The organism is Flavobacterium gelatinilyticum (assembly GCF_027111295.1).
Taxonomy (GTDB): Bacteria; Bacteroidota; Bacteroidia; order Flavobacteriales; family Flavobacteriaceae; genus Flavobacterium; species Flavobacterium gelatinilyticum.
In genome coordinates, this window is the sequence record NZ_CP114287.1 from 3,732,456 (window position 1) to 3,758,743 (window position 26,288).

At 34.8% G+C, this 26,288-nt stretch carries 25 protein-coding genes; 18 read left to right on the forward strand and 7 right to left on the reverse strand.

What is annotated here, in order from left to right; translation table 11 throughout:
• Window positions 1-125: 125 nt before the first annotated feature.
• The 5 genes from OZP11_RS15780 to OZP11_RS15800 all read right to left on the reverse strand — a co-directional run bounded on the left by OZP11_RS15780 (window position 126) and on the right by OZP11_RS15800 (window position 8,260).
• On the reverse strand, window positions 126-1,265 hold the full coding sequence (locus OZP11_RS15780; RefSeq protein ID WP_281231516.1) for a cytochrome-c peroxidase: 1,140 nt from the start codon (window positions 1,263-1,265) through the stop codon (window positions 126-128).
• Window positions 1,266-1,268: 3 nt separating this feature from the next.
• Window positions 1,269-2,864: a DUF6850 family outer membrane beta-barrel protein gene (locus OZP11_RS15785; RefSeq protein ID WP_281231517.1), complete on the reverse strand. Its 1,596-nt coding sequence runs from the start codon at window positions 2,862-2,864 to the stop codon at window positions 1,269-1,271.
• Window positions 2,865-2,875: 11 nt separating this feature from the next.
• Window positions 2,876-4,186 (reverse strand): DUF4876 domain-containing protein, encoded by a 1,311-nt coding sequence (locus OZP11_RS15790; RefSeq protein ID WP_281231518.1) that lies wholly within the window; start codon window positions 4,184-4,186, stop codon window positions 2,876-2,878.
• Window positions 4,187-4,197: 11 nt separating this feature from the next.
• Window positions 4,198-6,864: a TonB-dependent receptor gene (locus OZP11_RS15795; RefSeq protein ID WP_281231519.1), complete on the reverse strand. Its 2,667-nt coding sequence runs from the start codon at window positions 6,862-6,864 to the stop codon at window positions 4,198-4,200.
• Between the two features lie 400 nt (window positions 6,865-7,264).
• A complete protein-coding gene (locus OZP11_RS15800; protein WP_281231520.1) occupies window positions 7,265-8,260 on the reverse strand; it encodes an NAD(P)H-dependent glycerol-3-phosphate dehydrogenase in 996 nt (331 codons plus the stop codon).
• Between the two features lie 251 nt (window positions 8,261-8,511).
• On the opposite strand from OZP11_RS15800, the gene OZP11_RS15805 reads away from it, so the two are divergent.
• Window positions 8,512-10,917, forward strand: coding sequence for a toxin-antitoxin system YwqK family antitoxin (locus OZP11_RS15805; protein ID WP_281231521.1), 2,406 nt, complete (start codon window positions 8,512-8,514; stop codon window positions 10,915-10,917).
• 244 nt (window positions 10,918-11,161) lie between these two features.
• Here OZP11_RS15805 and OZP11_RS15810 read toward each other — a convergent pair whose 3' ends face one another.
• Together OZP11_RS15810 and OZP11_RS15815 are read right to left on the reverse strand one after the other, a co-directional pair.
• Complete coding sequence (locus OZP11_RS15810; protein WP_281231522.1) at window positions 11,162-12,319, reverse strand: iron-containing alcohol dehydrogenase; 1,158 nt, start codon at window positions 12,317-12,319, stop codon at window positions 11,162-11,164.
• 158 nt (window positions 12,320-12,477) lie between these two features.
• On the reverse strand, window positions 12,478-13,239 hold the full coding sequence (locus tag OZP11_RS15815) for a type 1 glutamine amidotransferase domain-containing protein (RefSeq protein ID WP_281231523.1): 762 nt from the start codon (window positions 13,237-13,239) through the stop codon (window positions 12,478-12,480).
• A gap of 86 nt (window positions 13,240-13,325) precedes the next feature.
• Here OZP11_RS15815 and OZP11_RS15820 point away from each other — a divergent pair, with 86 nt between their 5' ends.
• The 17 genes from OZP11_RS15820 (at window position 13,326) to OZP11_RS15900 (ending at window position 26,231) form a co-directional block, all read left to right on the forward strand.
• Complete coding sequence (locus tag OZP11_RS15820; RefSeq protein WP_281231524.1) at window positions 13,326-14,231, forward strand: LysR family transcriptional regulator; 906 nt, start codon at window positions 13,326-13,328, stop codon at window positions 14,229-14,231.
• 47 nt (window positions 14,232-14,278) lie between these two features.
• Window positions 14,279-14,641, forward strand: coding sequence for a PKD domain-containing protein (locus OZP11_RS15825; RefSeq protein ID WP_281231525.1), 363 nt, complete (start codon window positions 14,279-14,281; stop codon window positions 14,639-14,641).
• A gap of 105 nt (window positions 14,642-14,746) precedes the next feature.
• Window positions 14,747-15,439 carry an NUDIX hydrolase gene (locus tag OZP11_RS15830; protein WP_281231526.1) on the forward strand — a complete coding sequence of 231 codons (693 nt, stop codon included), beginning with the start codon at window positions 14,747-14,749 and terminating at the stop codon, window positions 15,437-15,439.
• Window positions 15,440-15,513: 74 nt separating this feature from the next.
• Window positions 15,514-16,341: a ribose-phosphate diphosphokinase gene (gene prs / locus OZP11_RS15835; protein WP_281231528.1), complete on the forward strand. Its 828-nt coding sequence runs from the start codon at window positions 15,514-15,516 to the stop codon at window positions 16,339-16,341.
• Window positions 16,338-17,156 (forward strand): TIGR02452 family protein, encoded by an 819-nt coding sequence (locus OZP11_RS15840; protein WP_281231529.1) that lies wholly within the window; start codon window positions 16,338-16,340, stop codon window positions 17,154-17,156. Before prs ends, OZP11_RS15840 begins: the two co-directional genes overlap by 4 nt.
• A 254-nt stretch (window positions 17,157-17,410) precedes the next feature.
• Window positions 17,411-17,746, forward strand: a complete 336-nt coding sequence (locus OZP11_RS15845; protein WP_095928446.1) for a hypothetical protein — start codon at window positions 17,411-17,413, stop codon at window positions 17,744-17,746.
• Between the two features lie 2 nt (window positions 17,747-17,748).
• Window positions 17,749-18,618 (forward strand): hypothetical protein, encoded by an 870-nt coding sequence (locus OZP11_RS15850; protein WP_281231530.1) that lies wholly within the window; start codon window positions 17,749-17,751, stop codon window positions 18,616-18,618.
• A 170-nt stretch (window positions 18,619-18,788) separates the two neighbouring features.
• Window positions 18,789-19,871: an adenylosuccinate synthetase gene (locus OZP11_RS15855; protein ID WP_281231531.1), complete on the forward strand. Its 1,083-nt coding sequence runs from the start codon at window positions 18,789-18,791 to the stop codon at window positions 19,869-19,871.
• Between the two features lie 8 nt (window positions 19,872-19,879).
• Complete coding sequence (gene ybiA / locus OZP11_RS15860) at window positions 19,880-20,407, forward strand: riboflavin biosynthesis intermediates N-glycosidase (protein WP_281231532.1); 528 nt, start codon at window positions 19,880-19,882, stop codon at window positions 20,405-20,407.
• 6 nt (window positions 20,408-20,413) lie between these two features.
• Entirely contained in the window at window positions 20,414-20,827 is a 414-nt protein-coding gene (locus OZP11_RS15865; RefSeq protein ID WP_281231533.1) for an ADP-ribosylation/crystallin J1, read from the forward strand.
• Complete coding sequence (locus OZP11_RS15870; protein WP_281231534.1) at window positions 20,824-21,330, forward strand: O-acetyl-ADP-ribose deacetylase; 507 nt, start codon at window positions 20,824-20,826, stop codon at window positions 21,328-21,330. The genes OZP11_RS15865 and OZP11_RS15870 overlap by 4 nt, the downstream gene beginning before the upstream one ends.
• 39 nt (window positions 21,331-21,369) lie before the next feature.
• Entirely contained in the window at window positions 21,370-21,840 is a 471-nt protein-coding gene (locus OZP11_RS15875; RefSeq protein WP_281231535.1) for a macro domain-containing protein, read from the forward strand.
• Between the two features lie 53 nt (window positions 21,841-21,893).
• Window positions 21,894-22,529 carry a DUF4291 domain-containing protein gene (locus OZP11_RS15880; protein WP_281231536.1) on the forward strand — a complete coding sequence of 212 codons (636 nt, stop codon included), beginning with the start codon at window positions 21,894-21,896 and terminating at the stop codon, window positions 22,527-22,529.
• Window positions 22,530-22,534: 5 nt separating this feature from the next.
• Window positions 22,535-23,083 (forward strand): RNA 2'-phosphotransferase, encoded by a 549-nt coding sequence (locus OZP11_RS15885; RefSeq protein ID WP_281231537.1) that lies wholly within the window; start codon window positions 22,535-22,537, stop codon window positions 23,081-23,083.
• A 1-nt stretch (window position 23,084) separates the two neighbouring features.
• The gene (locus tag OZP11_RS15890) at window positions 23,085-23,816 is read left to right on the forward strand and encodes a metallophosphoesterase family protein (RefSeq protein ID WP_281231538.1); all 732 of its coding nucleotides are present in this window, start codon (window positions 23,085-23,087) and stop codon (window positions 23,814-23,816) included.
• Window positions 23,813-24,751, forward strand: coding sequence for an ADP-ribosylglycohydrolase family protein (locus OZP11_RS15895; RefSeq protein WP_349293766.1), 939 nt, complete (start codon window positions 23,813-23,815; stop codon window positions 24,749-24,751). Before OZP11_RS15890 ends, OZP11_RS15895 begins: the two co-directional genes overlap by 4 nt.
• A gap of 10 nt (window positions 24,752-24,761) precedes the next feature.
• Window positions 24,762-26,231 carry a nicotinate phosphoribosyltransferase gene (locus OZP11_RS15900; protein ID WP_281231539.1) on the forward strand — a complete coding sequence of 490 codons (1,470 nt, stop codon included), beginning with the start codon at window positions 24,762-24,764 and terminating at the stop codon, window positions 26,229-26,231.
• Window positions 26,232-26,288: the final 57 nt, after the last annotated feature.

Genomic DNA, 26,288 nt, shown 5'->3' on the forward strand with positions numbered 1-26,288 from the left:
CGCTTTTGAGAAAAATAGAAGCAAAAAGCAAGAGAAAAGACTTTTTCTGTTGTACTGAAATAAAAAAAGAGCCAAACTGAAATTCCTCTTTCCTCTTTCTTCTTTCTTCTTTCCTCTTCTTAAAACTACTGCGGTAAAACAGGCGGTCTCATTTTATACCCTGCCGTTGACAAACTCATAATAAAATCTTCTAAAGCGATTAGTTCTGATTGGCTTAAATCTAATTTTTTTATCAGTTTTGATGTTGTTGGAAACAAAGTATCGTTTAGCTGATTTTCTTTTCTTTTTGGCCTTGCCATTCCTGCATTATAGATGTTTAAAACCCCGCGTAAATTGGGGAATAAACCGTTGTGCATATAGGGCGCATTTTGAGCAGCGCCTCGTAATGACTGTGTTTTAAACTCGCCAACATTTTCTGCTTTTCCGGTTACATTGTATCTTCCTAAATCTTCGTATTGTCTTCCGTAATAGGTTAATCCGATGTTGTGGAATTTATTATCTGAAAAATTCGCACCATTATGACAATTAATGCAGCGTGCTTTGGTGCGAAACAAATGCAGACCTTCAACTTGTTTGTTGGTTAATTGTGTAGAATCTCCTTCGATGAATTTATCGAATTTACTTTTCGGACTAATTAAAGTTCTTTCAAAAGTAGCAATTGCTTTTAGGATTTCTTCCTGAGTGAGTTTCTCTTTACCGAAAGCTTTTTTGAAATACGGTTTGTAGCCTTTTATTTTGTTTAAACGTTTTGTTGCCAAGTCAATATGAAAGTTCATTTCTTTAGCATCCTGAATAGGAAAACTCGCCTGATCTTCCAGAGTTGCGGCTCTTCCGTCCCAAAAGAAAACTTTAGAATACGCGATATTCATCAAACTTGGCGAATTTCGATTTCCCTGTTGTCTGCTTTCTCCATATGAAACTCTTCTGGCATCGCCCCAGTTCAATTCGGGATCATGGCAGTTGGCACACGAAATTTGTCCGGATTTTGACAATCTCGGATCAAAGAAGAGTACTTTGCCTAATTCTGCTTTTTCTTCGGTATACGGATTGTTTTCCGGAAATTCAGGTTTGCCCAGAATTCCAATGTCTTCAAAACCTTGTGCGTATACAAGTGAATCTACTTCCGGTTTTGGCCATTTGGTGTAATCGCCGCCACTGTAAAGTCTTTTTAATTCAGAAATTGAAAGGTTTGGTTCAACCTTGTTATAAGAAAGTATAAGTAGTGAAAATACCATTGCCCCAAAGGCAATTAACTTCGTTTTCATTTTTTAATAATTTAATTGTACACCCATTTGAACCCAATAGGTGGTATTGGTAGTAATACTAACCGGATAGTCAGTTTGTTTTTTAAGTGCAATTTTCTCTTTTAGATTGGTAAAGAAAACTACTGTTTTGTTGTTTTTTGTTGGATAACTGTATTGTAAACGCAATGCCGGAGCAAAATAATTAGTTGTACTTACGGTGTAATCATGTAAAATGACTTCATCAAAAAATCTAATATTTGTTCCACCCGAAGTATCATAATATTCGAGTTTTGACGGAAGTGGAAAATACATATTGAAATTTACAGTTGTATTTAATTTACTTTTATTAAAAGCAAAATCTTTACTTGCATAAATTCCCGTATTTAATGAATTTAGTTCGATATGTGTTGTGGCCAGAACATCATTGTATTCATTTTGCTGGTAAAGCAAATTCAAACCAAATAAATAATCGATTTTAGAATCTGTTTTTTTAGAAATTGAGGTTGTCCAGTTTATTTTATGTAAAGAATTGGTATAGTTGTAACCGTTACTTTGTTTGTCAAAATTTTTTGCATCGCTTTGATCGAATTGTAAAGTCGACTGAATTTCTTTTTTATTCCATTTGTACATACCAAATATCTCAGCATGATTTGAAGCTGTTTTAAGTTTTAATCTTTCAGTTTCTTTTAATTCATATAAGCTCGGATAAAATATGTTATTGGAGTTTTGCTTGTAATACAAAGCGGTTAAAATTGTTTTTTTATTTGAAAAAGTATACCCTAAACCTATTTTGTCAATAAGATCTTTGTACAAATAACTTCTGCCTTGTTCAATCGATTTAAAATAATTCAGAATTCTTCCGTAACCCGCATTAAAACGAAGATAAGTGTCGGGATAGGCTTCAGCGTTTAAATTGTTGTTGCTATAACTGAAGTTAAAATCCTTTTTGTTTTCGGCATAAGCGCCCAAAATAAATGCTTTGTGATTTTCTGATATTTGATAGCCAATCTGCGCTTCTCCTCCCAATTTTCGGTTCGTGATCTGCGCTCTTGGATCTAAAACCCTGCTGTATTTTTCGGCACCGTAATTGGCTTTTACAGCAATAGATACATGATTGGTAATGTCTTTAGAGAAACCACCGCTTAAATTGTAAACCTGATTATCCCAGTTGGCTTTTCTGGGAACAAAAAAATAATGCGGCGTAATAACTTCCTGTTCTTCCGCACGATCATCGGAGAGCACCCATCCGAGATTTTTTTCAAGCATTTTTTTAATTGCCAGATCACCAAATAACTTCCATTTGGATTTTGTTGTAAAATAGCCTTGCGCTAAAAATTGATACGTGTTGATTTCTTCAGCAATCTGTTTTCGGGCAAATTTATTCTGCTGATTTTCATACGAAACTTCAGTAAAGGTAAAATCTTTAATGTTCGGGCTTGTGTAGGCAATCGGATAGTTGAAAATTTGATTTTTAATCTGATTATCAATAAGATGATTTTGCACCTTTATGGTGTCTTGTGCATTCACACTAAAAGCGAAAGAAAACAACAAAAGAAGTAATGCCCGGTTTTTCCAGACATTACTTTTAATGTTATTTATTATAATTTTATTGATTTTCATTAAAGAAAATTTTAGTTGAATCCTCTTGGATTTGCTGTTACTTCTACAAAGTCATTAGTAGAATTGTTTGTGTCCTGAAGAATAATTCTTCCTGCAATTGTGGTTTTGGTTTTTCTCATTACCGATTTTGAAGAATAAGCTCCGGATGGTAAGTAGGTGTTTCCTCCGTCAATTTCAGATGGCAGTTTTTTAGGAATTAAATTTGAACCTAAATCTTTTGTTGTATCAACACCATCAATAAGAACCGAGTTAGGAATTTGAAGGAATACATTTTTGTCTCCTTTTGGGTTTTTGTATTTTTTCAGTGCTTCAAATTCTCCTGCTTCCATTTTAAAAATAACATAAGCCTGTCTTCCGTTTGCATCTAAAATCATGTCATTGTTGCTGTTTCCCCAATATGCAATATCTACATCCGGAACAGCAGGATTTTGAATGTCATATTGATAAAGATCGCCTGAGTAAGTTCCTAAAAACGATTCGAAGTCGGCTGTACTTAAATCTACAGTCAATTCCGGACTTAAAATAGTAACCGCTTTACCGTTATTGTCAAAATAATTGGCTTTATGATTAAGTGCATTTTGTGCAATAACAATACTTGTACCCGGTTGTACAGGATATTGTGTGCCTGTTCCAGGAATTTTAATAATGTTTATTCCGTACACAAAATTAGTATTTGCATCGTTTCCTATCGTCATTCCTTCAGATTTGCTCCAGTCAAACTGCCCGTTTGGCAAAGAGTAAGCTAAAACATTGGTTGAAGTAGACCCGGTCAGCTGTGCCATGTATAGGCCATCTGCATACTGAACGGTGTTAGAGTTATTATAAATTTCGATAAACTGATCTCTAAATATGGCTCCTTTTTTAGTGTCAGATCCGCCATAGTAAATTTGTTTAATTACAAAATCACCTACTTTAGAAGTTTTCATTTCGATGTTTTTTACAGCAGTTGCCGCATTTACAACAACATTGCTTTCGGCACCATTAAAATTAATTTCAGCTTCAGTGGGCGTGTAACCAAAAGTCTCTGTAAACTCAGCAGACTGCATTACTTTAGTTGCCGTAATAGAATAATTTCCGGGTAAAATTTGTTTGAAAACCGCAATACCGCTTTCGTCAGATTCTACAGTATATTTATTTGCAGTCTCGGTATTCACAATCGTTACACTTGCCTTTTTAGCACCCAGGCTGTTAAAAGCAGCATCATATTTAAGCGAAACGCTGAAGTCTACAGGCTGTAAAGCTTCGTTTTCGTTATCATCATTGCTGCACGACTGGATGAGTAATCCAAAGAGTATTATAAAAATAGAGAGAGTTTTTTTCATTATATATAGATTTAAAATTGATAATTAAGCCGGGTTCCAAAAGAAAAATTTGCGATGTCTGACTGATACCTTTCGCCGTATTTATAGTAATACGGTTTTAGATTTAAGAAATTGGAAGAATAGAAGGAAACACTAAATCCGTTTTTAAAATCTTTAGAAACACGCAGATGGAAATTATGAAGCACACGCTCAAGCTCAGATTGCGAAGCGCTTCGATCTCGAATAATGTGACCGTATTTTTGTATGTCTGTACGCTCTTCTTCCGGAATTTCATGGTAAACCAATTGATTGTCCAAATACCCATTTGGAAAATAACTGTGAGGAGAATTTGAATCCTGCAGTATAATATGCTCACTTCTCAATGACAATAACAAACCTGCTTTTGGAATATGATAACTAAAGTTAAAACTTGCAGTAAACCGGTCGTTTGCCATCGGAATGGAAGGATAAACACCGTATCTTTCAGCCGATGTTAAACTCGAAGAAGACTCATACGTTATCGTTTTACTGTTGTCTTTAGACCTGACATAAGATGCATTCATGCTTACATCGAGATTAAGTGCTTTGATTTTGCGAAAATTAATTATCGTTTCAATACCTGTATCTGTAGAGTTTGTATTGTTTTCAATGCTGTTTGTGAGATAATATAATTTCTCTGTTCCAATAACCTCATAAGTCGGGATTTCCTTTCCGTTAGTAATTACGTTTAATTTTGGAATGTCTTTCGAAACCGGAATCTGCTGGCCGGTAAAACCATCAAACAATCTATTATAATATCCGGTTAGGTTTATATTCGCAAAAGGAAGGTTTATATCGATTCCGCCTTCTGTTCTGTACGATTTAGAAGGTTTTAAATTCAGGTTGTCGCCGGGAGTTACCACGGTCATAATCCATGCTTTTTGATAAACCTCAGGATACGAATAAATTCCGTTGCCCAATAATCTATCTAAATAGCGTTCTCCGGTATATAATTGATTAAGCGAAGGAGCTTTGGACGATAATCCAAATCCGCCGCGGACTCTAAAAGTTTTATTCATAGAATAAGAGGAATTGATACGCGGCTGAATTAACATATTGCCTGATTGATTTTCAAGGCGCATTCCGTAATCAATATTCAGGATCTTGTTAGCTGCAAATTTCTTATATACCCTGTCTTCCAGATAAGCAGAAAATTGGTTTTCTGTCCTGGCTCTTTTAAAATCGTAATCTCTGTAACCCAGTTTACTGTCACCTCCATTATCCAGAACATAAAAATTTAGTAAACCCGTAGCACTGCTTTTTCTCCCTTCTCCTTTGTTAGAGCTGGATCTTCCGGAGACTCCAAATACCAGACTGTGAACCCAGCCGGCTTTATTGGTTATCGTTTTGGTGAGATCAAGATTTACAAATGTAGAAATCGGAATACCTTCAACCGTACTTACGCTGGTATATTGTGAGGGAAGAATATAAGCATCATGAATTCCTTCTTCTTTACTGTCTGTTGCGGCAGTTAAAGAGCGGTTTATCCATCTTTCTTTTCTGGAAAACTGCCTGTCGTAAGAGAAACCGCTGTTTATGTTTATACCGTCAAGCCATAGATTAGAAGGTTTCCACATCAAATTGTTGGAAATAGAAAACCCTTGTTTTTCATTTTTAACGACCGCCGCTGTAATATCATCAGGATCATGTTTTGCATCATCAAGATTTGATCTGAAAGATACATTTAGAGTGTTTTTTACTTTAGAAAATTTATCTGTGGTTTTCCATGCCAGATTTCCGCTGAGACGCTGATAGTTTAAGAGATTATTTCTTGGATCGGCTTTAGAATCCAGAAAGTTGATTCCAAAATTCATTGAATTGTTAGAATTAAGTTTAAGCCCTTTGGTCAAATTCAATTCAGTTGTAGCATCTCTTATCGAAGCAGAAACCCTGTAAGGACTGTTTCCAACTTTGGTTGTTATTAAAACAAGTCCCGAAGTCAAATCTCCATACTTTGCAGAAGGAATTCCCTGAATAACCTTTATTTCTTCGATATTATTTGTTGAAATTTCCCTAAGATCGACACCCACATTTGGATTTGTGAAAGTTCTTTGAGGTACACTATAATCATTGCCGGCTGAGGTAGGGGTATTAGGATTTAAAGCCTGCATGTTTTCGTTGTTTGAAATGGGAATATCATTGATCATAAATGAGGTTCCAAAAGCCTTAGCGTCTGATAACACCGATGCTGTTCTGAAAACAATATTTTTATACTCATTCAGACTAAAATCGGTGGTTATCTGTCCCGGAAGCTGCTGCAGTACATCATCAAGAGAAAAAGCCTGAACATTATTGATGGCATTTGTTCCCAGAGTCAGTTCAGAATATTTACGTTCTTTATTGGCTGTAACCATTACTTCTTTAAGATGAAGCGTATTATCTTCCAAATAAACGGTAATCGAAGTCTGGTCGTTTTTTAAAACCTGATTAGTATCTTTTTTTCCAAGAATAGAAAAATTCAGTTCGATATCCTGAAAATAGGGTAAAGTGATGCTGAAGTTACCGTCTTTATCAGAAATGGTCCAGTTATCTGTTTTCGTATCACGAACAAAAACGCCGGACAAAGCAGTAGAAGTTTCCTTAGAAAAAACTTTACCTGAAATTGTTTTTTGCGAAAAAAGTACCTGAGTAAATAAAAGAAGAATTATAATAAAACGCATCTGTGTTTAATTAGAACGAATAAAAATAATGATGCAAATTTATCGATAATTCTTCGGGAAGCAAGAAAAAATAAGGACTTGTGAAATTGTGAAAGGATGACTTTGTGAGAAAAACAAAGTCAATTGGTTTTTAAATTATAAGTTTATGTTGTTGATAAACAGTAAAATGCAGTCCGGTTGATTTTGTAAGAGTTATTGGCTGGCTTTTTTTTGACGCGATGTAGGTTTGATGTATTCTGGGTAAAGTTATTTCTTGTTAATCGGATTGTTTAGTTTCATTTTTCAATGGTAATTTCATTTTTCAGTCTTACTTTTTAGTTGAAATGCGCATAAAAAAAAGAGTCAGAATAAGTAATTTATCCTAACTCTTTAAAATTTTAATATCTAAAAAAGTTTACTACTAATCCAAAGATTCCGTTAATTTCCTGAAAACAGATTTTGCATCTTTTCCTTCGTATAAAACCGCATAAACCGCATCGATAATTGGCGTTTTGGCACCATAACCCTGATTTAATTTGTAAGCACTTTTTGTAGCGTAATAACCTTCGGCAACCATGCTCATTTCCATCATGGCACTTTTTACCGTATATCCTTTACCAATCATGTTTCCGAACATTCTGTTTCGTGAGAAAACCGAATAGCCTGTAACCAATAAATCGCCCAGATAAGCCGAGTCGTTAATGTTACGTTTCATTCGGTGTACTTTTCTAATGAATTTCTTCATTTCGCGAATGGCATTACTCATTAAAACCGACTGGAAATTGTCGCCATAACCTAAGCCATGTGCAATTCCGGCAGCGATAGAGTAGATATTTTTCAGCATTGCGGCATATTCGGTACCGATAATATCATCAGAAATTTTAGCTTTAATATAATTGCCCGAAAGTGTTTTGGCAACCGTTTTTGCTTTATCAGGATCACCGCAGGCGATGGTTAGGTAAGAAAGTCTTTCTAAAGCCACCTCTTCGGCGTGGCACGGACCTGTAATTACTCCAATGTTGTAGTATGGAATATCGTATTGAATATGGAAATGTTCGCCCACGATCAGGCTTGTTTCCGGAACAATTCCTTTAATGGCTGAGAAAATAATTTTGTCAGACAAAGAAACCGTCATATTTTGTAATTCTGCATCAAGAAAAGCCGACGGAATAGCGAAGATGATATAATCAGCATATTCGATTGCTTCGTTGATATTGCTCGTTAACTTAAGTTTACTGGTGTCAAATTCAACCGAACTTAAATAATTTGGATTGTGTTTGTACTTCTGTATATGTTCGATTGCAGATTCATTACGCATGTACCATGCAATTTCGGAAAGATTAACGCATAACATTTTTGCAATTGCCGTTGCCCAGCTTCCTCCACCAATTACTGCAAATTTTAATTTTTCACTCATTATTTTACCAATTTGAAACAAAAGTACTTAATAATGTGCTAATAAAGCAAAATCTGATTTAAGAAATTTGCCAAAGCCTCTCTGGATCGTTTCTTTTTAAATTAAAAAGGTTCTGTATTTGAGAATATACTCAGCTTTAAAACTCATTTTAAATAAAAAACAGTATTTTTGAGAAATTTCTTTCAATTATGATAAATAAATTTTTGACCTTTATTTTTGTTTTTACATCACTATTTTCTTTTTCCCAGAGTATGGAACCACTTTATTTCGACGCGAACTGGAAAACAACAACTAAAGAAAACGCTTCTTTTTACAGAATCAACCCTTCAAAAAAATCAGGTAATTTGGTTTTAATTGAAGATTTCTACAGTAATAAAACACCTCAATTTCAGGCATACTCTCTTGAAGATAATGAACATGATTATGTAGGCGATGTTATTTGGTTTGATGCAAATGGTTTTGATTCTTCTTTTTACCAATTTTATAATTTCTCAGCCGTTTCCAGTTTGGTTTATTATTATCCAAGCGGCAAAAAGCGGAAGACAATTCAATATAAAAACGGAAGAAAAGACGGTGAAACAATCATTTACCATGAGGATGGAACCGTATTAATGAAGGGGAAATATGATGCCGGAAAACCTGTAGATGGTGATTTTGATGAAGTTGTAAAATGGGATGATTATCGCCTAAACCGATCCGATAATGCTATAGGAAAAAAAGAACCAATTAAAACGATAGAAGGCGTAATTATTAGGGATTACGATGACACCGCGAAAAAAAGACAAGTAGTAAAAAAGAAGATATTCTGGATAAACTCCAAACAGCCTGCTCAGGAAATTTGGTATGATATTGTAAACGATTATACAGAACCGTTTAAACAGATAGATTACGATAAGTCTGGAAAAATTTTACAGACCATTAACGAAAAAGATTTTGCGCAATACGGACGTGAGGTTTCAAATGGAATTATTTTCGATTATTACTCTCAGAATAAATTTGCTGTTGCTCTCAAATCCAAAACGAATTACAGAAACGGACAGAAAAACGGTGAAGAAATTCAATATTATCCAAATGGAAAAGTTTTAAAAATTGTACAATATTCCGATGGAAAACCAGAAGGTAATGAAATTGAATACTATCCTGACGGAGCTGTAAAAGTAAAGAGAACTTATAAAAACGGACAGCCTTTTGAAGGTAATTTTGATCAGAAATTTACAAGGGATCTTATTATAAATCTAAACTATAAAAATGGTTTAAAAGAAGGTGAGGTTATTGTAATAGATGAGTTCGGAAATATTGCTGCAAAAGGAATTTATAAAGACAATAAACCTTTTAACGGGACATTTGTTATCAAAAATGAAAATGAACAGAACGAATTAATTAATGTTACCGAATATAAGAAAAACGGCGTACAGAAAATCTTTAATTATTATCTCGATGATCCTGTTATGACTTATACCGTTGTAAACGGCATAAAAAATGGGGAGACTATTTTTTATGATAATAAGGAAGTAACCGGAAAACTCGAATACAAAAATGATTTGCCGTATGAAGGTACATTGACAGAAAAAAAACAAAGCACCATCTATGCAAAAGGAGTTGTAACAGAAGAGATTTATTATAGAAGTGAATATGATAAAAAAGAGAAAAGCAATGTTGCAAAAACAATATATTTTGAAAACGAAAAAAGGATAAAAATTGTCAATAGATCTTTTTTAATTACTTCAGATAAACAGGATTCTTATACTGGGATTTATAAAAAAGATAAACCTTATTCGGGTTATTTTTCAACAGATTTCAACGAATTTAATCATGTCGATTATTATGAAAATGGAATTATCAAATACCAATATTCTAATAATTATTTAGAAAATCTGGAAAAGTATGAGTATCCAAATTACAATATAAAATCAACTTATAAAGACGGGAAAATAGTTGACGGCCCTGAGTACATCAAATTAGACCGACAGTTTATTACCAAAAATTGGAAAAACGGAGTTCTGCAAAGCTTTGATTTTGATGTTTTTGCTATGCATTATTTTAACCGTTATCATTTTGAATTAAAAAACAATGCTATTGAATTTGAAGAGTTTGATAAGAAAGTAAAAGGGAAAATTGTTTTAGAAAAAGAAAACAATAAAACAATTGGTAAGCTTAGTATTGGTAATAAAGTACTTTTTACAAGCTCATTATTAAAAATTAATGAAATTGTTCCTTCAGAGCCTGGCAGTGTTTTGTATTATGAAACAGATAATACAATTGAGGCAAAATTATTTAAATCAATTGGTAATGAAGAACTAAGAATAGATTCTGAAATTTTTAGTACTGTATTTAGTTCGTATTTAGATCCTGATAAAACTATTCAGGAAAATTTTAATCAGATTGCCGCAAGAATCTCCTTAGAAAAAGATGTGGAGTTATTATTTGGAAAAGGAAATAAAAGAAGTCCAATTGCCGGACTAAGAATAAATGAAGCAAAAAAGCCTGAAATAGGAACTTTGATTCTTAAAAACAAAAGCAATTCGTATGATTTGAAATTGTTTTTAAAAGAAAAGATTTTAGAAGAAAAAAAGAATGTTGATTTAAAAAATGTGAAGACAGAACTTGAAATTCTGACCCAGATATTAGAAAAGAAAATGAATGATGACTTTAAATAAATTAAGCTTCAGCTGCATTTCAATTTAATTTTTAAAAATATTTTGCACTTTATACAATAAAACAAAACCTCTTGCGTTTAACTGATTGTAAATTAGAATTTTAATGAATTTATCAAGATTTGAGTTAGTTAGTTTTGTTTTAGTAATTTGAAAAGGCGTTCCTAAACTTGTTAAGAACGCCTTTTCTATTTAGTGTGCAGGCTTTATTTAGTATTCAGCCGCAATTACAGTTTTCAGTCTGTTATTAGTAACTAAGTTCAACAATAGACTTCACTTTGTCTAAAGTTACCAGTTGGTTTTCTCCTAAACCTTTCCAGCCTCTTTCGTCAAAACGTTTTACGATAAAATCTGCTGTGTTTGAGTAGTCATTTGTGTATTGCGACAGTTTAGTATCCATTCCCATTGTGTGGAAAAATTCAACTGTTTTATTGATTGCCTCTTTTGCCGCTTCATCATCAGAACCTGTTAAATTGAAGATTCTTCTTCCGTATTGTGCCAGTTTTGCTTTTTTAGATTCAAACATTACAGTATACAAACTTGGTCCGATAATCGCCAGAGTTCTAGCATGGTCAATTTCGTAAAGCGCTGTTAATTCATGGCCGATCATGTGCGTTGCCCAGTCGCTTGGAACACCTTTTTGAATCAATCCGTTTAATGCCATTGTACAGCTCCACATAAAGTTTGAAGCCAGAGTATAATCGTTTGGATTTTCAACAATTCCGGGACCAACTTCAATTAACGTTTGCAAAATACCTTCTGCAATTCTATCCTGAAGAAAAGCATCAGCCGGGTACGTTAAATATTGTTCCATTACATGCGTGTACGCATCTACGACACCATTCTCGATTTGTCTTTTTGGTAAAGATGAAATCACTGTCGGGTCGCAGATAGAGAATTGAGGAAACAAAGCGCTTCCTCCCGAAGATAATTTTTCCTGAGTCGCTTCGATAGTAACCACATAACCTGAATTCATTTCGCTTCCTGTTGCCGGAAGAGTCAGGATAGTTCCAAAAGGCATGGCATTTTCTTTAATCAGGATTCTTTTTTGAAGAATGTCAATTGGATTTCCTTCAAAATTAACCGCTGCCGAAATGAATTTCACACCATCGATAACAGATCCGCCGCCAACAGCCAGAATAAAATCGATTTTTTCTGCTTTTATCACATCAACCGCTTTCATTAAAGTTTCAAATCTTGGATTTGGCTCAATACCGCCAAATTCTACCACTTCAAAACCTTTTAAGCCAGCCGTTACCTGATCGTAAATTCCGTTTTTAAAGATACTACCCCCGCCGTAAGCCAAAAGAACTTTAGCATTTTTTGGAACTAAAGTCGAAAGTTTTTCAATTTGTCCTTTTCCGAAGATTAAATTCGTCGGATTGTATAATTCAAAGTTTAGCATTTTTTTTTAAGATTCTAAGATTCTAAGATACTAAGGTTCTGAGGTTCTAAGTTTTTTATTAGAACGTAAAAAAATCAGAACCTTAGCAATGTTTATTTATTTAATTTTTTTATTGACAGTGTATAAAGAGTAAGCTTTTAAGTTTCTCAGCACCTTTTTTACTTCAATTCCTGAAGCAATTTCCCTGCTACCAGTTTAGACGATGCCGGATTTTGACCTGTAATTAAAAGACCATCGGCTACTGCGTAAGGCTGCCAGTTTGGACCTTTAGAAAAAATTCCTCCGTTTGCAGATAAGGCATCTTCTAATAAAAAAGGTACTACTTTAGTTAATCCAACCGCTTCTTCCTCATCATTTGTAAATCCGGTTACTTTTTTGCCTTTTACCAGATATTCACCTTTTACTTTTACGTTTTTCAAAACCGCAGGAGCGTGACATACAAAAGCGACCGGTTTTTTGTTGGTGTAAAAAGCTTCGATCAGGGCAATCGAATTTTTATCTTCAACTAAATCCCAAAGCGGACCGTGTCCTCCTGGATAAAAAACAGCATCATAATCTTTCTGATTCACTGTAGAAAGCTTCAAAGTATTTTTTAATTTTTCCTGTAAAGCGGTATCGGCATCAAAACGTTTTGTGTCTTCTGTTGCAGATGCCGGATCAGCACTTTTAGGATCAATTGGCGGCTGGCCTCCAAGCGGAGATGCAATTGTAATATCAACTCCCTGATCTAATAATTCATAATAAGGTGCTGCAAATTCTTCTGACCAGAATCCGGTTTTCTCTCCTGTATTGCCCAGTTTATCATTGCTGGTAACAACAAATAATACTTTTTTCATACCTTTTTTATTTGATTTTTGAGCCGCAGCTGAAAGGCTTACGACTGTAAATGCAATTATTGCGAATAGCGCTGTTTTTCTCATGTTGTTAAAATTTTGAACAAATTTACGTCGATTGTGATATTTGTAAAAATAAAATAAACTATGTTTGTTATAAATAAATTTATGTCATGGTCAATTTAGAATGGTACAGAACATTTAAGGCAGTTTATAAAAACGGAAATTTTTCGGTGGCGGCAAAAGAGCTTTTTATGAGTCAGCCTGCCGTTAGTCAGCAGATTTCTATGCTCGAAGCTCATGTGGGAAATAAACTATTTAACAGGAAATCAAAAGGGGTAGAACCCACCGAGTATGCTAAGTTACTGAATAATTTGATAATAGATGCGCTGGACCGTCTCGAAAATGTCGAAACCACTTTCAGGACAAAAGCCGAAGATGCTAACCGCTTAATTTCTGTCGGCATATCGCAGCATCTTTTTAGCTGTATTGGCAATCTTTTGATTTCAAAGTTTGATTTAATCGATTTTACTTTTGCCGAAAATGATGCGCTTTTTGAATTGGTCGACTCGAAGAAACTTGATTTTGCCATCGTAACAAAAGGGTACGAAACATTTGATACGGTTTATGAAATTGTGGGTAAAATCAAATTGATCATGGTCGCACCAACAAGTCTTGACATAACCGAATTCCGCCAGAAATTAAAAGCCGATAATTATACCGAAATTGAACAATGGCTCAATGAACAAAAATGGTACAGCCATGACGCAAGAATTCCGCACATAAAATTATTCTGGCTCCATGCTTTTAATAAAAAAAGGCCATCGATGGTGCCCAATTATATTATTCCATCAGAATCTGAAATGCTGCGCCTATTATCAAAAAATGAAGGAGTGGCCGTAACCTGGAACTGTAATGCCAGAAAACTGATTAAGGAAAATAAATTGCAGCTGATGTGGAACAGTTTTCATGTACCCGAACAATTTGTTTATCTGTTAACTTCAAAAAACAATAATGCCAATTCGTTTTTTGATACGATTTCTAAAGAACTTAAATTGTTTTTCGGTAATAGATTGTAGTAATTTTTCCCTATTTTTGGTTGTACAAACCGCTAAAAATTCCAATTATGAAAAAGATTACTATTACTTTAATGTTTGCTATGACATTTTTCATCATTACTTCTTGTAGCAAAAGTGAAGAGGAGCATATAGTGGATTGTGTAGGCGACTCTTTATTTATGGAGCTGAAACATCCTGTTGATGCATCCAATTCAAAGAAAATTAATTTTTCACTGGAATACAGCGGAAGCACCAGAACATTAAGTAATGTAAAATGGAATTTTGGCGACGGACAATCTGCAATCGGTATCTCAGTTTCCCATACTTATAGTACAGCAGATACTTTTGTAGTCACGGCCGAAGTTACAACTACAGAAGGAAATTCTTCTGAATGTACTAATACTAAAAAAAGAACCATTACGGTCAATTAGAAAAACCAAAAAAGATATTTCTTAAGAGCCAGTTTTATAATCAAAAAACATTCGATTATAAAATTGGCTCTCATTATTTATATTTGTTAAACAGGATTATGAATTATGGAAAAATTACAAAATATTAGAATAGCCGTTGATGCGATTGTTTTTGGTTATAAAAACAACGGATTGTATGTATTATTGATTGAACAAAAGTTTGGTTCTGCCGATAAATACTGGGCATTGCCGGGCGGTTTGGTGCAGAATGATGAATCATTGAGTGATGCCGTTATCCGCGAACTGCACGAAGAAACCAATGTACAGCTTAATTTCATGGAACAATTATACACTTTTGGAGATGATATTTTCAGGGATTCCAGAAACCGTGTAATTTCTGTTGCTTATTATGCTTTGGTTGACGCTTCCAATTTAGAAATTAGAGCCGATACAGATGCCGAAAGAGTACAATGGTTTAAAATTGATGAAATTCCGTCTTTGGCATTCGATCATAATTTGATTCTTAAAAAAGCCATTACGCGATTGAAAGCAAAACTGACGTATGAACCAATTGGTTTCGATTTGCTTCCGGATGAGTTTCTATTTTCGGATCTCGAAAACTTGTATTGCACCATTCTGGAAAAAGAAATCGACCGAAGAAACTTTAGGAAAAAAATACTGAGTTACGGTATTTTAGAACAAACAGAAAAAATTGCACCGGTAAAAAACGGAAGACCAGCAAAGCTTTTTAGGTTTAATAAGCTGAAATATAATTCATTAGTGAAAGAAGGCTTTCACTTCGAAATAAAGTTTGCGTAATTTTTACACAAAATAAATTGTTTATTTAAAAATAAATTCTACATTTGCGTATAATTAACGCAAACCTAAATGCTATGATACTAAATCTCGACCCAAAATTCGCTCCTTTTCAAAATCAGGACGAAATTAAATTTCAAAGTTTTACTTTTTCAGGAGGAGAACCGCACATCAAAATTGTTCCGGATTTTGATACCAACAGAAAAGTAACGATTACACACAGATTAAACTCATTCAACGATTTAGGTTTGTTGTGTATTACAGTCGATGCTTTACGCAGAATGGACGTTAAAATTATAGATCTTTTTATTCCGTATTTTCCGGCTGCGAGACAAGATCGTGTTATGATTCCGGGCGAACCGTTGTCTGTAAAAGTATATGCCGATATTATAAATGCGATGCAGTTGAACAAAGTATTTGTTTTTGATGCACATTCTGAAGTAACTCCGGCTTTATTGAACAATTGTACCGTAATTCCGAACTATAGTTTCATTAAAGATGTTTTAAACAGAATAGGCGAAAATGTAAAACTGATTTCTCCGGATGGCGGTGCTTTAAAGAAAATCTACAAAGTATCTGAGTTTTTAGGAGGTGTTGAGGTTGTAGAATGCAGTAAAAGCCGAGATGTAAAAACCGGAAAATTATCTGGTTTTAAAGTTTACAATGACGATTTGCAGGGAATAGATTGTTTAATAGTAGATGATATCTGCGACGGAGGAGGAACTTTCGTAGGATTAGCAGAAGAATTAAAAAAGAAAAATGCCGGAAAATTATACTTAGCTGTAAGCCACGGTATTTTTAATAAAGGATTTGAGGTTTTAGATTGTTTCGACAAAATATTTACCACGAATTCTTTTAAAGACTTTGATGACGAAAACGTCGAAGTCATAAAATTTGAATTATGAATAAAAATAACAGAATAGAAATAGCAGATAAGACCTTAGAAATCATAAAAAATGGTTTTTATGAATACAAAGGAAACAAGATTACACTAGAAAAAGAACTCAAAGAATCTAAAGAAAATACATTTACAATTGCACCGGACGATTGGGACACAATTTTAAAAGCACCAATTGAAAATAAGTTTGAAACAGAAATTGTTGTAAAAAATTGTTCGACAATTGAAGCAGTTGTTCAGGAGAAAAACGGAAAAATCTGTGTTTTGAACTTCGCTTCTGCAAAAAATCCCGGAGGCGGATTTTTAGGCGGCGCTTCGGCTCAGGAAGAAAGTCTGGCCAGATCTTCAAACCTTTATGAAACACAGATCAAAGATAAAACGATGTACGATTTTAACAAAAACCAATCTTCGTTTTTGTATTCAGATTACATGATTTATAGTCCGAATGTTTTGTTTTGGAATGATGATAACGGACATTATTTTGAAAAACCACTTATCGCAGATGTGATTACGGCACCTGCACCCAACAAAGGCGCAATGCTGCAGCACAACAGAAAAGAAGAAATTGCCAAAGCAGACGAGATTTTAAAAGCAAGAATAGATAAAGTATTCGCAATTGCGCTAAAACAAAAAAGTGATACATTGATTTTGGGAGCCTGGGGCTGCGGTGTTTTTAGAAATGAACCCAAAGATGTGGCTCGTTTGTTCAAAAAAGTTATCGACGAAAAATATGCAGGCGCCTTTAAAAAAATAGTGTTTGCCATATTTAGCAATTCTGAAAAGAAATCGAATTTAAAAGATTTCGAAGACGTATTTCAATAAGTTGAAATGTTTCAGGTTTCAGGTTTCAAGTTACTGTAATGAACCGGAAACAGAGAAAACCTGAAAAAAAAACTATTAACCGTTTCAAGTTTAAAACCAAATTTCAAGTTCAGTAAACAACCTGAAACTTGAAACAAGAAAAACCTGAAACAAAAATCTATTAACTGTTTCAAGTTTAAAGTTCCAGGTTTCAAGTTTGTGCACAACCTGAAACGTGAAACAAAGAAAAACGTGAAACAAAATAAACCAAAATTATGAGCGACGATTTAAAACCAAGATTTATTGAATCTTTAAAAAGAAACAATGATCAGATAAGAGAAGACAGAGCCAAAGTAATTGGTGAAGATTCTGAATTAATTTACAGAAGAAGAGTCGAAGACATCGAATTAAAAATCAAAAGACTCGAAAGAGAACAAGAAGGATTAATTGATATTAGTCCGCTGGATAAAAACAGTTTGACTTTTGCCGATTTTCAGCCGGAAGCTTTTGTTCAAAAAGACATGGAACTTTCGCTGACCATCAGAAATTTAAACATCCAGTTTGAGGTTACAAAAAAGAGATTTGAATATTTATTTGGTAAAAAATATTAATCATGGGAGGTACAAGATATGATTTCGGAGCTCGCGAAAGCAGAGCAAAAAAAGTAGGTTATGCCAGCAAATCAGCTGGTGAGATTTTTACACAGAATGCATTACGGATGGCACATGAATCTATGAATCCAAACGGAGTGCTTTTTAGAGAAGCAAGAGATTCAGATGTTCATCCAAACACCGTTCCGATTATTCTAGGACTGGACGTTACAGGAAGTATGGGGCATATTCCACACGAATTGATAAAAGACGGACTTCCAAAATTAATGGGCGGCATTATTCAGGGAGGCGTTCCGGATCCGGCACTTTTATTCTTAGGAATCGGCGATCACGAATGCGACAGATATCCGCTTCAGGTAGGCCAGTTTGAATCTGGCGACGAAGAACTGGATATGTGGTTAACAAGAACCTACATCGAAGGCGGAGGCGGAGGAAACGCAGGCGAAAGTTATCTTTTAGCGTGGTATTTTGCAGCTTTTCATACCAGAACCGATGCATTTGAAAAAAGAGGACAAAAAGGATTGTTGTTTACAGTGGGCGATGAACCAGGTTTAAAAACACTTCCAGCTTCGGCAATTAAAGAAATTATGGGTCAGGGACAACAGACTTATACGCATCTTGAATTATTAGCAGAAGCGCAAAAAAGATACGATGTATATCATATCAGTGTATTGCATTCAGGACAAGCAATCAATGCTGATGTTGAGTGGAAAGAATTACTAGGACAAAACTGTTTGTCTATCGAAGATCACAGAGAAATTCCAAACGTAATTAAAAAGATCATCTGCGATAAACATAAAGGTTCTGGTTTAGGGACAATACCAGTTTCTGGTGCAAGTGACAGCAGTTTGGATAATATAGAAATGCTTTAATTTTTAAACACATAGAGACATAGATTTTTCTTTTGATTCTGAAAGAATAAAGAAAGAAACCAGTTTCTAACACATAGTTATGTGAATTGAAACAAGTGAAACGCCTTTTTCAAGATTCCAATAAGCTATGATTCTATGTGTTAAAAATAATTGACCAACAATTTAGTAAAATGAAAACAGCGAAAATAGTTATAGGTTTAGGATTTGGTGATGAAGGAAAAGGCATAACAACAGATTTTCTGGCAAAACAAAACCCTGAATCTATAGTTATTCGCTTTTCGGGAGGACAACAAGCAGCGCACACCGTTATGATCGGCGATAGAAAACACGTGCATTCAAGTTTTGCAAGCGGTGCACTTCGTGGACTTCCGTCGTATTACAGCGAGCATTGTACGATTCATCCGCTTTTTCTTTATAACGAAAGAGAAGAATTAAAAGAAAAAGAAGCTAATCTGGATTTGTATATTCATCCTTTAGCAAAAGTTACCACTCCTTTTGATGTCTGGCACAACAGAGGAAATGTGCGAAACATTGAAAACGGAACCTGCGGAAAAGGCATTGGTTCAACTATGAAAAGAAATGAAGGTCCGTATAAATTGTTTGCCATCGATTTGATTGCGCCCCGCGAAATGCTTTTAGAAAAACTAAACCAAATCGCCTATTATTATGGTTTTTTAAACGAAAACGGAATCGACGAAGAAGTAAATCTATATCTGGAAGCAATCGACAAACTAAAATGGAATATTGTCGATTATACGTTTCTTTTAAAATACGAAAATCTCATTTTTGAAGGCAGTCAGGGAATTCTGCTCGATATGGATCACGGCGTTTTCCCGAATGTTACGTATGCTAATACCACTTCAAAAAATGCGATTGAAATTTGTAATAAACTAAAGATTGAAGATGTAGCCGTTTATTACGTAACCCGAAGTTATTCAACCCGCCACGGACACGGCTGGATGGCAAACGAAGGAGAAATTAAATTAAAAAACAACGAAGAAGAAACCTGTGTTTTTAACGAATATCAAAAACATTTACGTTTTGGAAGTCTGAATTACGAGCTTCTTAATTATGCTCTAAAACTCGATGCAGCCTACAGCCCAATGGCAAAACGAAATTTGGTTGTAACTTGTATGGATCAGCTGGAGCAGGATTATGAGTTCGAAAGTCTCACAACAGAATTCAATGAAATCTACGGATCATTTTCACCCGATTCAAAAGATTTCAAAATCATTACTTCTTTGTTTCAATAAACAGAAAAATGAAATACAATATAGATACCATAGCTACGGAAAGTAAATTTTTATTTTTCTGGGGACATCAGCCTGACAAAAGCGGTAAAATTACCAAAACCTGTTTCAGCCAATGGTGGTTAAGTTCTTTTAAAGTTGATAAAGTAACTTATAAAACCGCAGAACATTGGATGATGGCGAAGAAAGCAGAATTATTCAACGATCAGGAAATTTTAGAAAAAATCCTCGAAGCCGATTCTCCTGCAGAAGCAAAGAAATTGGGTAGAGAAGTTAAAAATTACAACGATAAAATCTGGTTAGAAAACCGATACGAAATTGTAAAACAAGGAAACTTTCACAAATTCAGTCAAAATGCTGATTTGAAAACCTTCTTACTAAACACGAAAGAACGAGTTATTGTCGAAGCAAGTCCCGTAGATCCAATCTGGGGAATTGGAATGGCGGGCGATCATAAAGATGTTTTAAACCCGGAAGCCTGGAAAGGATTAAATCTTTTAGGTTTTGCGTTGATGGAAGTTCGGGATGAATTAAGATAAATGATTATGGAAACAACAAGATTATACCGTCCGGTTGGATTGAAAGAAATGGAATTAATTGCAGATTCCGGTTACAAAGCATTTCCGCCAAGATTAGAATGGCAGCCTATTTTTTATCCGGTAACGAATCAGCAGTATGCTGACCAGATTGCTTTTGAATGGAATACCGTTGATGAATTTTCCGGATTTATTGGAATAGTGACGACTTTTGAAGTGAAAACAGATTTTCTTGAAAAATATGAAATTCAAAATGTTGGCGATAAAAACCATAATGAGCTTTGGATTCCTTCAGAAGATTTGTCTGATTTTAATTCTAATATAGTCAACGGAATTGAGATTATAAATGTTCACTTTACAGACCATTCTTTGAGAAGTGAAAATAAAGAACTTAATGACAAATTAGATAGTTTTAGAAAATGATTTTAGAATTACTAAAAGCGGATATTACAGAAATTCAGGTTGATGCAATTGTAAATGCAGCGAATACTTCTTTGCTTGGAGGCGGTGGTGTAGATGGAGCGATTCATCGTAAAGGAGGAAAAGGAATTTTGGACGAATGCATTCAAATCCGCAACAAACAAGGCGGCTGTAAAACAGGAGAAGCTGTTATTACAACAGGCGGATATCTGCCTTCTAAATATGTTATTCATACAGTTGGTCCGGTTTGGAATGGTGATAAAAATGAAAAATCGAAACTTCTGGCAGATTGTTATCAAAACAGTTTAAAACTTGCTGTCGAAAACGGAATAAAAACAATTGCTTTTCCAAATATCAGTACGGGAATTTATCATTTTCCCAAAGACAAAGCAGCAGAGATTGCGGTAAAAGCAGTAAAGGAGTTTGAAAGAATTTCAGAAATAGAAAAGGTCATATTTGTCTGCTTTGATGATGAAAATTATCAGATTTATAAAAGTATTTTGTAAATATTCCGGAGGAACGTTTGAATTAAAACAAATAAAAAAATGAAAGACATTCAATATATAAAAGGCGATGCAACATCTCCTCAAACATTACAAAACAAAATAATAGTTCACGTTTGCAATGACATTGGCGGATGGGGAAAAGGATTTGTAATGGCAATTTCAAAAAGATGGAAAGAACCAGAAAAGCAATATCGCGAATGGTTCAAATCTAAAAATGATTTCGAATTAGGAAAAGTACAGTTTGTTCAGGTTGAAGAAGATTTATGGGTGGCGAATTTAATCGGGCAGCATAAAATCAATAAAGATGAAAACGGCGGCGCTCCAATTCGTTACAATGCAATTGAAGAAGGACTAAAAGTAGTTTCTGATTTTGCAAAAACAAACAATGCATCCGTTCACATGCCCAGAATTGGATGCGGATTAGCCGGCGGAAAATGGGAAATGATCGAGCCGATTATTCTTAAAACCCTGTCTGATCAGGATATAGAAGTTGTGGTTTACGATTTTTAAACCACAAAGAAACAATTAAAGTAAACACAATCAAGTTGTTGTGTTCTAATAAAATGAAAATAGAATTAAAAAAATATGATGAGCAATTACAAGAATGGCCTCAAACGGGTTATCATATAATGGCTCAGTATGACGATGAAAAAATAATAGTATATCAGTCATACCGCAAAGAAATAGGAGAGTTTGCCGTAAAGAACCAGTTTTTTGGAGGTGCTTTCAGCCTTGACCGAATGACGTGGATAAAACCCAATTTTCTGTGGATGATGTACAGAAATGGCTGGGGAACAAAAGAAGGTCAGGAAGTTGTTCTGGCAATCCATCTCAAAAGAGAAGCATTCGAAAAATACCTTCAAAATGCCGTTTATTCCTCTTACGCTGCAGAACTGGAAGTGAGTTACGAAGAATGGCAGTCGCAGGTAAAATCGTCTTCAGTTCGATTACAATGGGATCCGGATCACGATCCTTACGGAGGAAAACTGGACAGAAGAGCCATTCAGATTGGTTTACGCGATGAATTTACAAGATCGTATGCAAAAGAAGATATTCTGTTAATCGAAGATATTTCGGATTTTGTAAAAGAACAATATGAATTTGTTCAAAAGAAAGAATTGGACAATCTGCTGATTCCGGCGGAGAAGCCTTTTCTTTTTAAAGATGAAAAATTGAATAAAAAATTAAGACTTACATAGAAAAGATGAATGAAAAAACAGCAAAAAGCGTCAGCAAATTTTTGAGTCTGGTGCTTAGACATTCGCCTGAAACTATCGGATTAAAATTAGACGAAAACGGATGGGCAGATGTTGCCGAATTAATTATAAAATGCAATAAAAAAGGAAGCCAGAATCAAATGACGGCCGAACTTTTGGATTACGTTGTAGAAAATAACGATAAAAAACGTTTTGCTTATAATGAAGATAAAAGCAAAATTCGTGCAAGTCAGGGACATTCCATTTCAGTTGAACTGAATCTGGAAGAAACTGAACCTTTAGAATATTTGTACCACGGAACGGTTGGGAAATTTATGGAAAACATTCGTAAAGAAGGTTTGAAAAAAATGAGCCGTCAGCATGTGCATTTGAGTAAAGACAAAGAAACAGCCGCAAAAGTAGGAAGCAGAAGAGGAGTGCCTCAAATTTTAACCGTTAGAAGCGGCGCTATGCACAGAGACGGGTATAAATTTTATTTATCCGAAAACAACGTCTGGCTGACAGATGAGGTTCCGGCGAAATACATTGAATTTTAAAATGAAAAGAACATTAGTTTTTGGAGATATTCACGGCGGATTAAAAGCTTTGATTCAGTTACTTACCCGAGTTACTGTATCCGCAAATGACCGGCTGATTTTTTTAGGCGATTATGTAGACGGCTGGAGCGAATCGGCACAGGTAATTGAGTTTCTTATCGCGTTATCCCAAAAGCACGAATGCATTTTCATAAAAGGAAATCACGATGCGTGGTGTCAGGAATGGTTAGAAAAAGATGTCATAAACGACATCTGGTTTTTGCACGGCGGAAAATCGACTATAGAAAGTTATCAGAATATGGAACTTTCGACAAAAGAGAAACATCTGGATTTTTTTAATCAAATGAAAGATTATTTTGTAGATGAAAACAATAATCTTTTCATTCACGCCGGATTTTCATCAATGCACGGACCGGAAAAAGAGCATTATCAAACCAATTTTTCGTGGGACAGAACGTTATGGGAAATGGCGCTGACAATGGATAAGCGAATTCAAAAAGATTCTCTTTTGTATCCAAAAAGATTATTGCTTTATAATGAAGTTTATATCGGGCATACGCCAACGCTTCATTACGATGTAGAAATCCCAATGCAGGGCTGTAATATCTGGAATATAGATACCGGAGCGGCTTTTTATGGAAAATTAACCTGTATTGAGATTGAAACAAAAGAATTCTGGCAGAGCGATGTAGTGCAGACATTGTATCCTAACGAAAATGGAAGAAATAAATGATGAAGAATAAAATAGAATCAGCTTTGTTTGGTCTTGCAATTGGTGATGCGTTAGGAGTTCCTGTTGAATTTGAGTCGAGAACTTATTTAAAGCAAAATCCGGTTACTGATATGTTTGGTTTTGGAACACATCATCAGCCAGCAGGAACGTGGAGCGACGATAGTTCACTTGCTTTTTGTCTGGCAGAAAGTTTATGTTCAGGATATGATTTAAATGACATCGCAAGGAATTTTGTGAAATGGTACAGCGGTAATTTATGGACACCACACGGAAGAGTTTTTGATATTGGAATCGCAACCCAACATGCTGTTCTTAATATTGCAAAAGGACATCAGCCTGATTTATGCGGCGGTTTTTCTGAAAGTGATAACGGAAATGGTTCTTTAATGCGTATTCTGCCTTTACTTTTTTATCTTCAAAATGAAAAAGATATTGAAGTGATTTACCAAAAAGTAAAAGAAGTTTCCTCAATAACGCACGCACATTTCAGATCGGTATTTGCCTGTTTTATTTACATGGTATATTGTTTGGAAATTTTAAAAGATAAGGATAAATTCGAAGCTTATAAAAACATGCAGTTTGTTCTTTCTGAATTTCTGCAAGGTAAAAGTTTTAATCCTCGAGAGATTGGATTGTTCGATAAGATTCTAAAAAATGATATTTCAAAATATGAAGAAACCGATATTCAATCTTCGGGTTATGTGCTTCATAGTTTAGAAGCGAGTTTTTGGTGTTTTTTAAATTCTGATTCTTACGAAGAAACCGTTTTAAAAGCAGTTAACTTAGGAGAAGATACAGATACAACCGGAGCAATTGCAGGAGGACTGGCAGGAATGTATTACGGAATTGATGCTATTCCGAAAAAATGGATTGACAAGTTAGTGAGAACAAATGATATAAAAGATTTGGCAGAACGCCTTTCAAATAGAATATAAAAACCTAAATATGAACCCACTATTATTAACCGATGGTTACAAAGTTGACCACAGAAGACAATATCCGGACGGAACGACTATCGTATATTCTAACTGGACACCAAGAAAATCGAGAATTGAAACAGTTGATGAGGTAATCTTTTTTGGGCTGCAGTATTTCATCAAAAAATATATCATTCACGACTTTGAAGAGGAATTCTTCAAAAAGCCGAAGGAAGAAGTAATAAAAAAATATTCCCGCAGAATCAACAATTATTTAGGTGAAAACCTAGTTGGAACAAAACATATCGAAGATTTACACGATTTAGGATATATTCCGATGGTGTTTAAAGCTTTGCCAGAAGGAGCGAGCGTTCCGTTGCGAGTTCCAATGTTTACGATGTACAATACGATTCCGGAATTTTTCTGGCTGACAAATTATTTTGAAACCTTACTTTCTGCGGTAATCTGGCTCCCATGTAACTCAGCAACCATTGCAAAAGAATATAGAAAAGTGCTGGATAAGTTCGCAACAGAAACTTCTTCTGTTCCGGAATTCGTAGACTGGCAGGCACACGATTTCTCAATGAGAGGAATGGGCGGAATTGAAGCTTCTTTAACTTCTGCAGCCGGACATTTATTAAGCTTTACAGGATCAGATACCATTCCGGCAATTGATTTCTTAGAAGAATATTACAATGCCAATTCAGATCAGGAATTGGTGGCAGGTTCCGTAGCAGCAACAGAACATTCTGTTATGTGCATGGGAACTACAGAAGGCGAGTACGAGACTTTCAAAAGATTAATTACAGAAGTTTATCCAAAAGGAATCGTTTCTATAGTTTCGGATACTTGGGATTTATGGAAAGTTCTAACGGATTATCTTCCAAGATTAAAAGAAGAAATCGTTTCAAGAGAAGGTAAAGTGGTAATTCGTCCTGACAGTGGTGACCCTGTAGATATTATTTGCGGAAATCCAAACGGAAAAACAGAGCAGGAGAAAAAAGGTGTTATCGAATTACTTTGGGATGTTTTCGGTGGAACTACAAATGCTAAAGGGTTTAAAGAATTGGTTCCGCAAATCGGAGCTATTTACGGAGATAGTATTACTGTAGCAAGAGCAACTCAAATCTGCGAAAGATTAAAAGAAAAAGGATTTGCTTCTACAAACGTTGTTTTAGGAATCGGATCTTTCACATATCAATACAACACCAGAGATACTTTCGGTTTTGCGATGAAAGCAACATACGGAGAAGTAAACGGAGAGGGAAGAGCCATCTTCAAAGATCCTATTACAGATGACGGAACTAAAAAATCGGCTAAAGGATTGATGAAAATTGATTTAATCAACGGGAAGTATCATTTGACAGATAATGTTTCTTGGGAAGAAGAAAAACAAGGCGAATTGAAGGAAGTTTTCAGAGATGGAAAACTTTTAGTTGATCAATCGCTGAGTGAAATTAGAACAAGAGTAAAAAGCGACGTAAATATCGAAGCTTAATTATAAATAGAAAGCCTGAATTTTAAATTCAGGCTTTTTTATTGGGTTCTTTTGTCA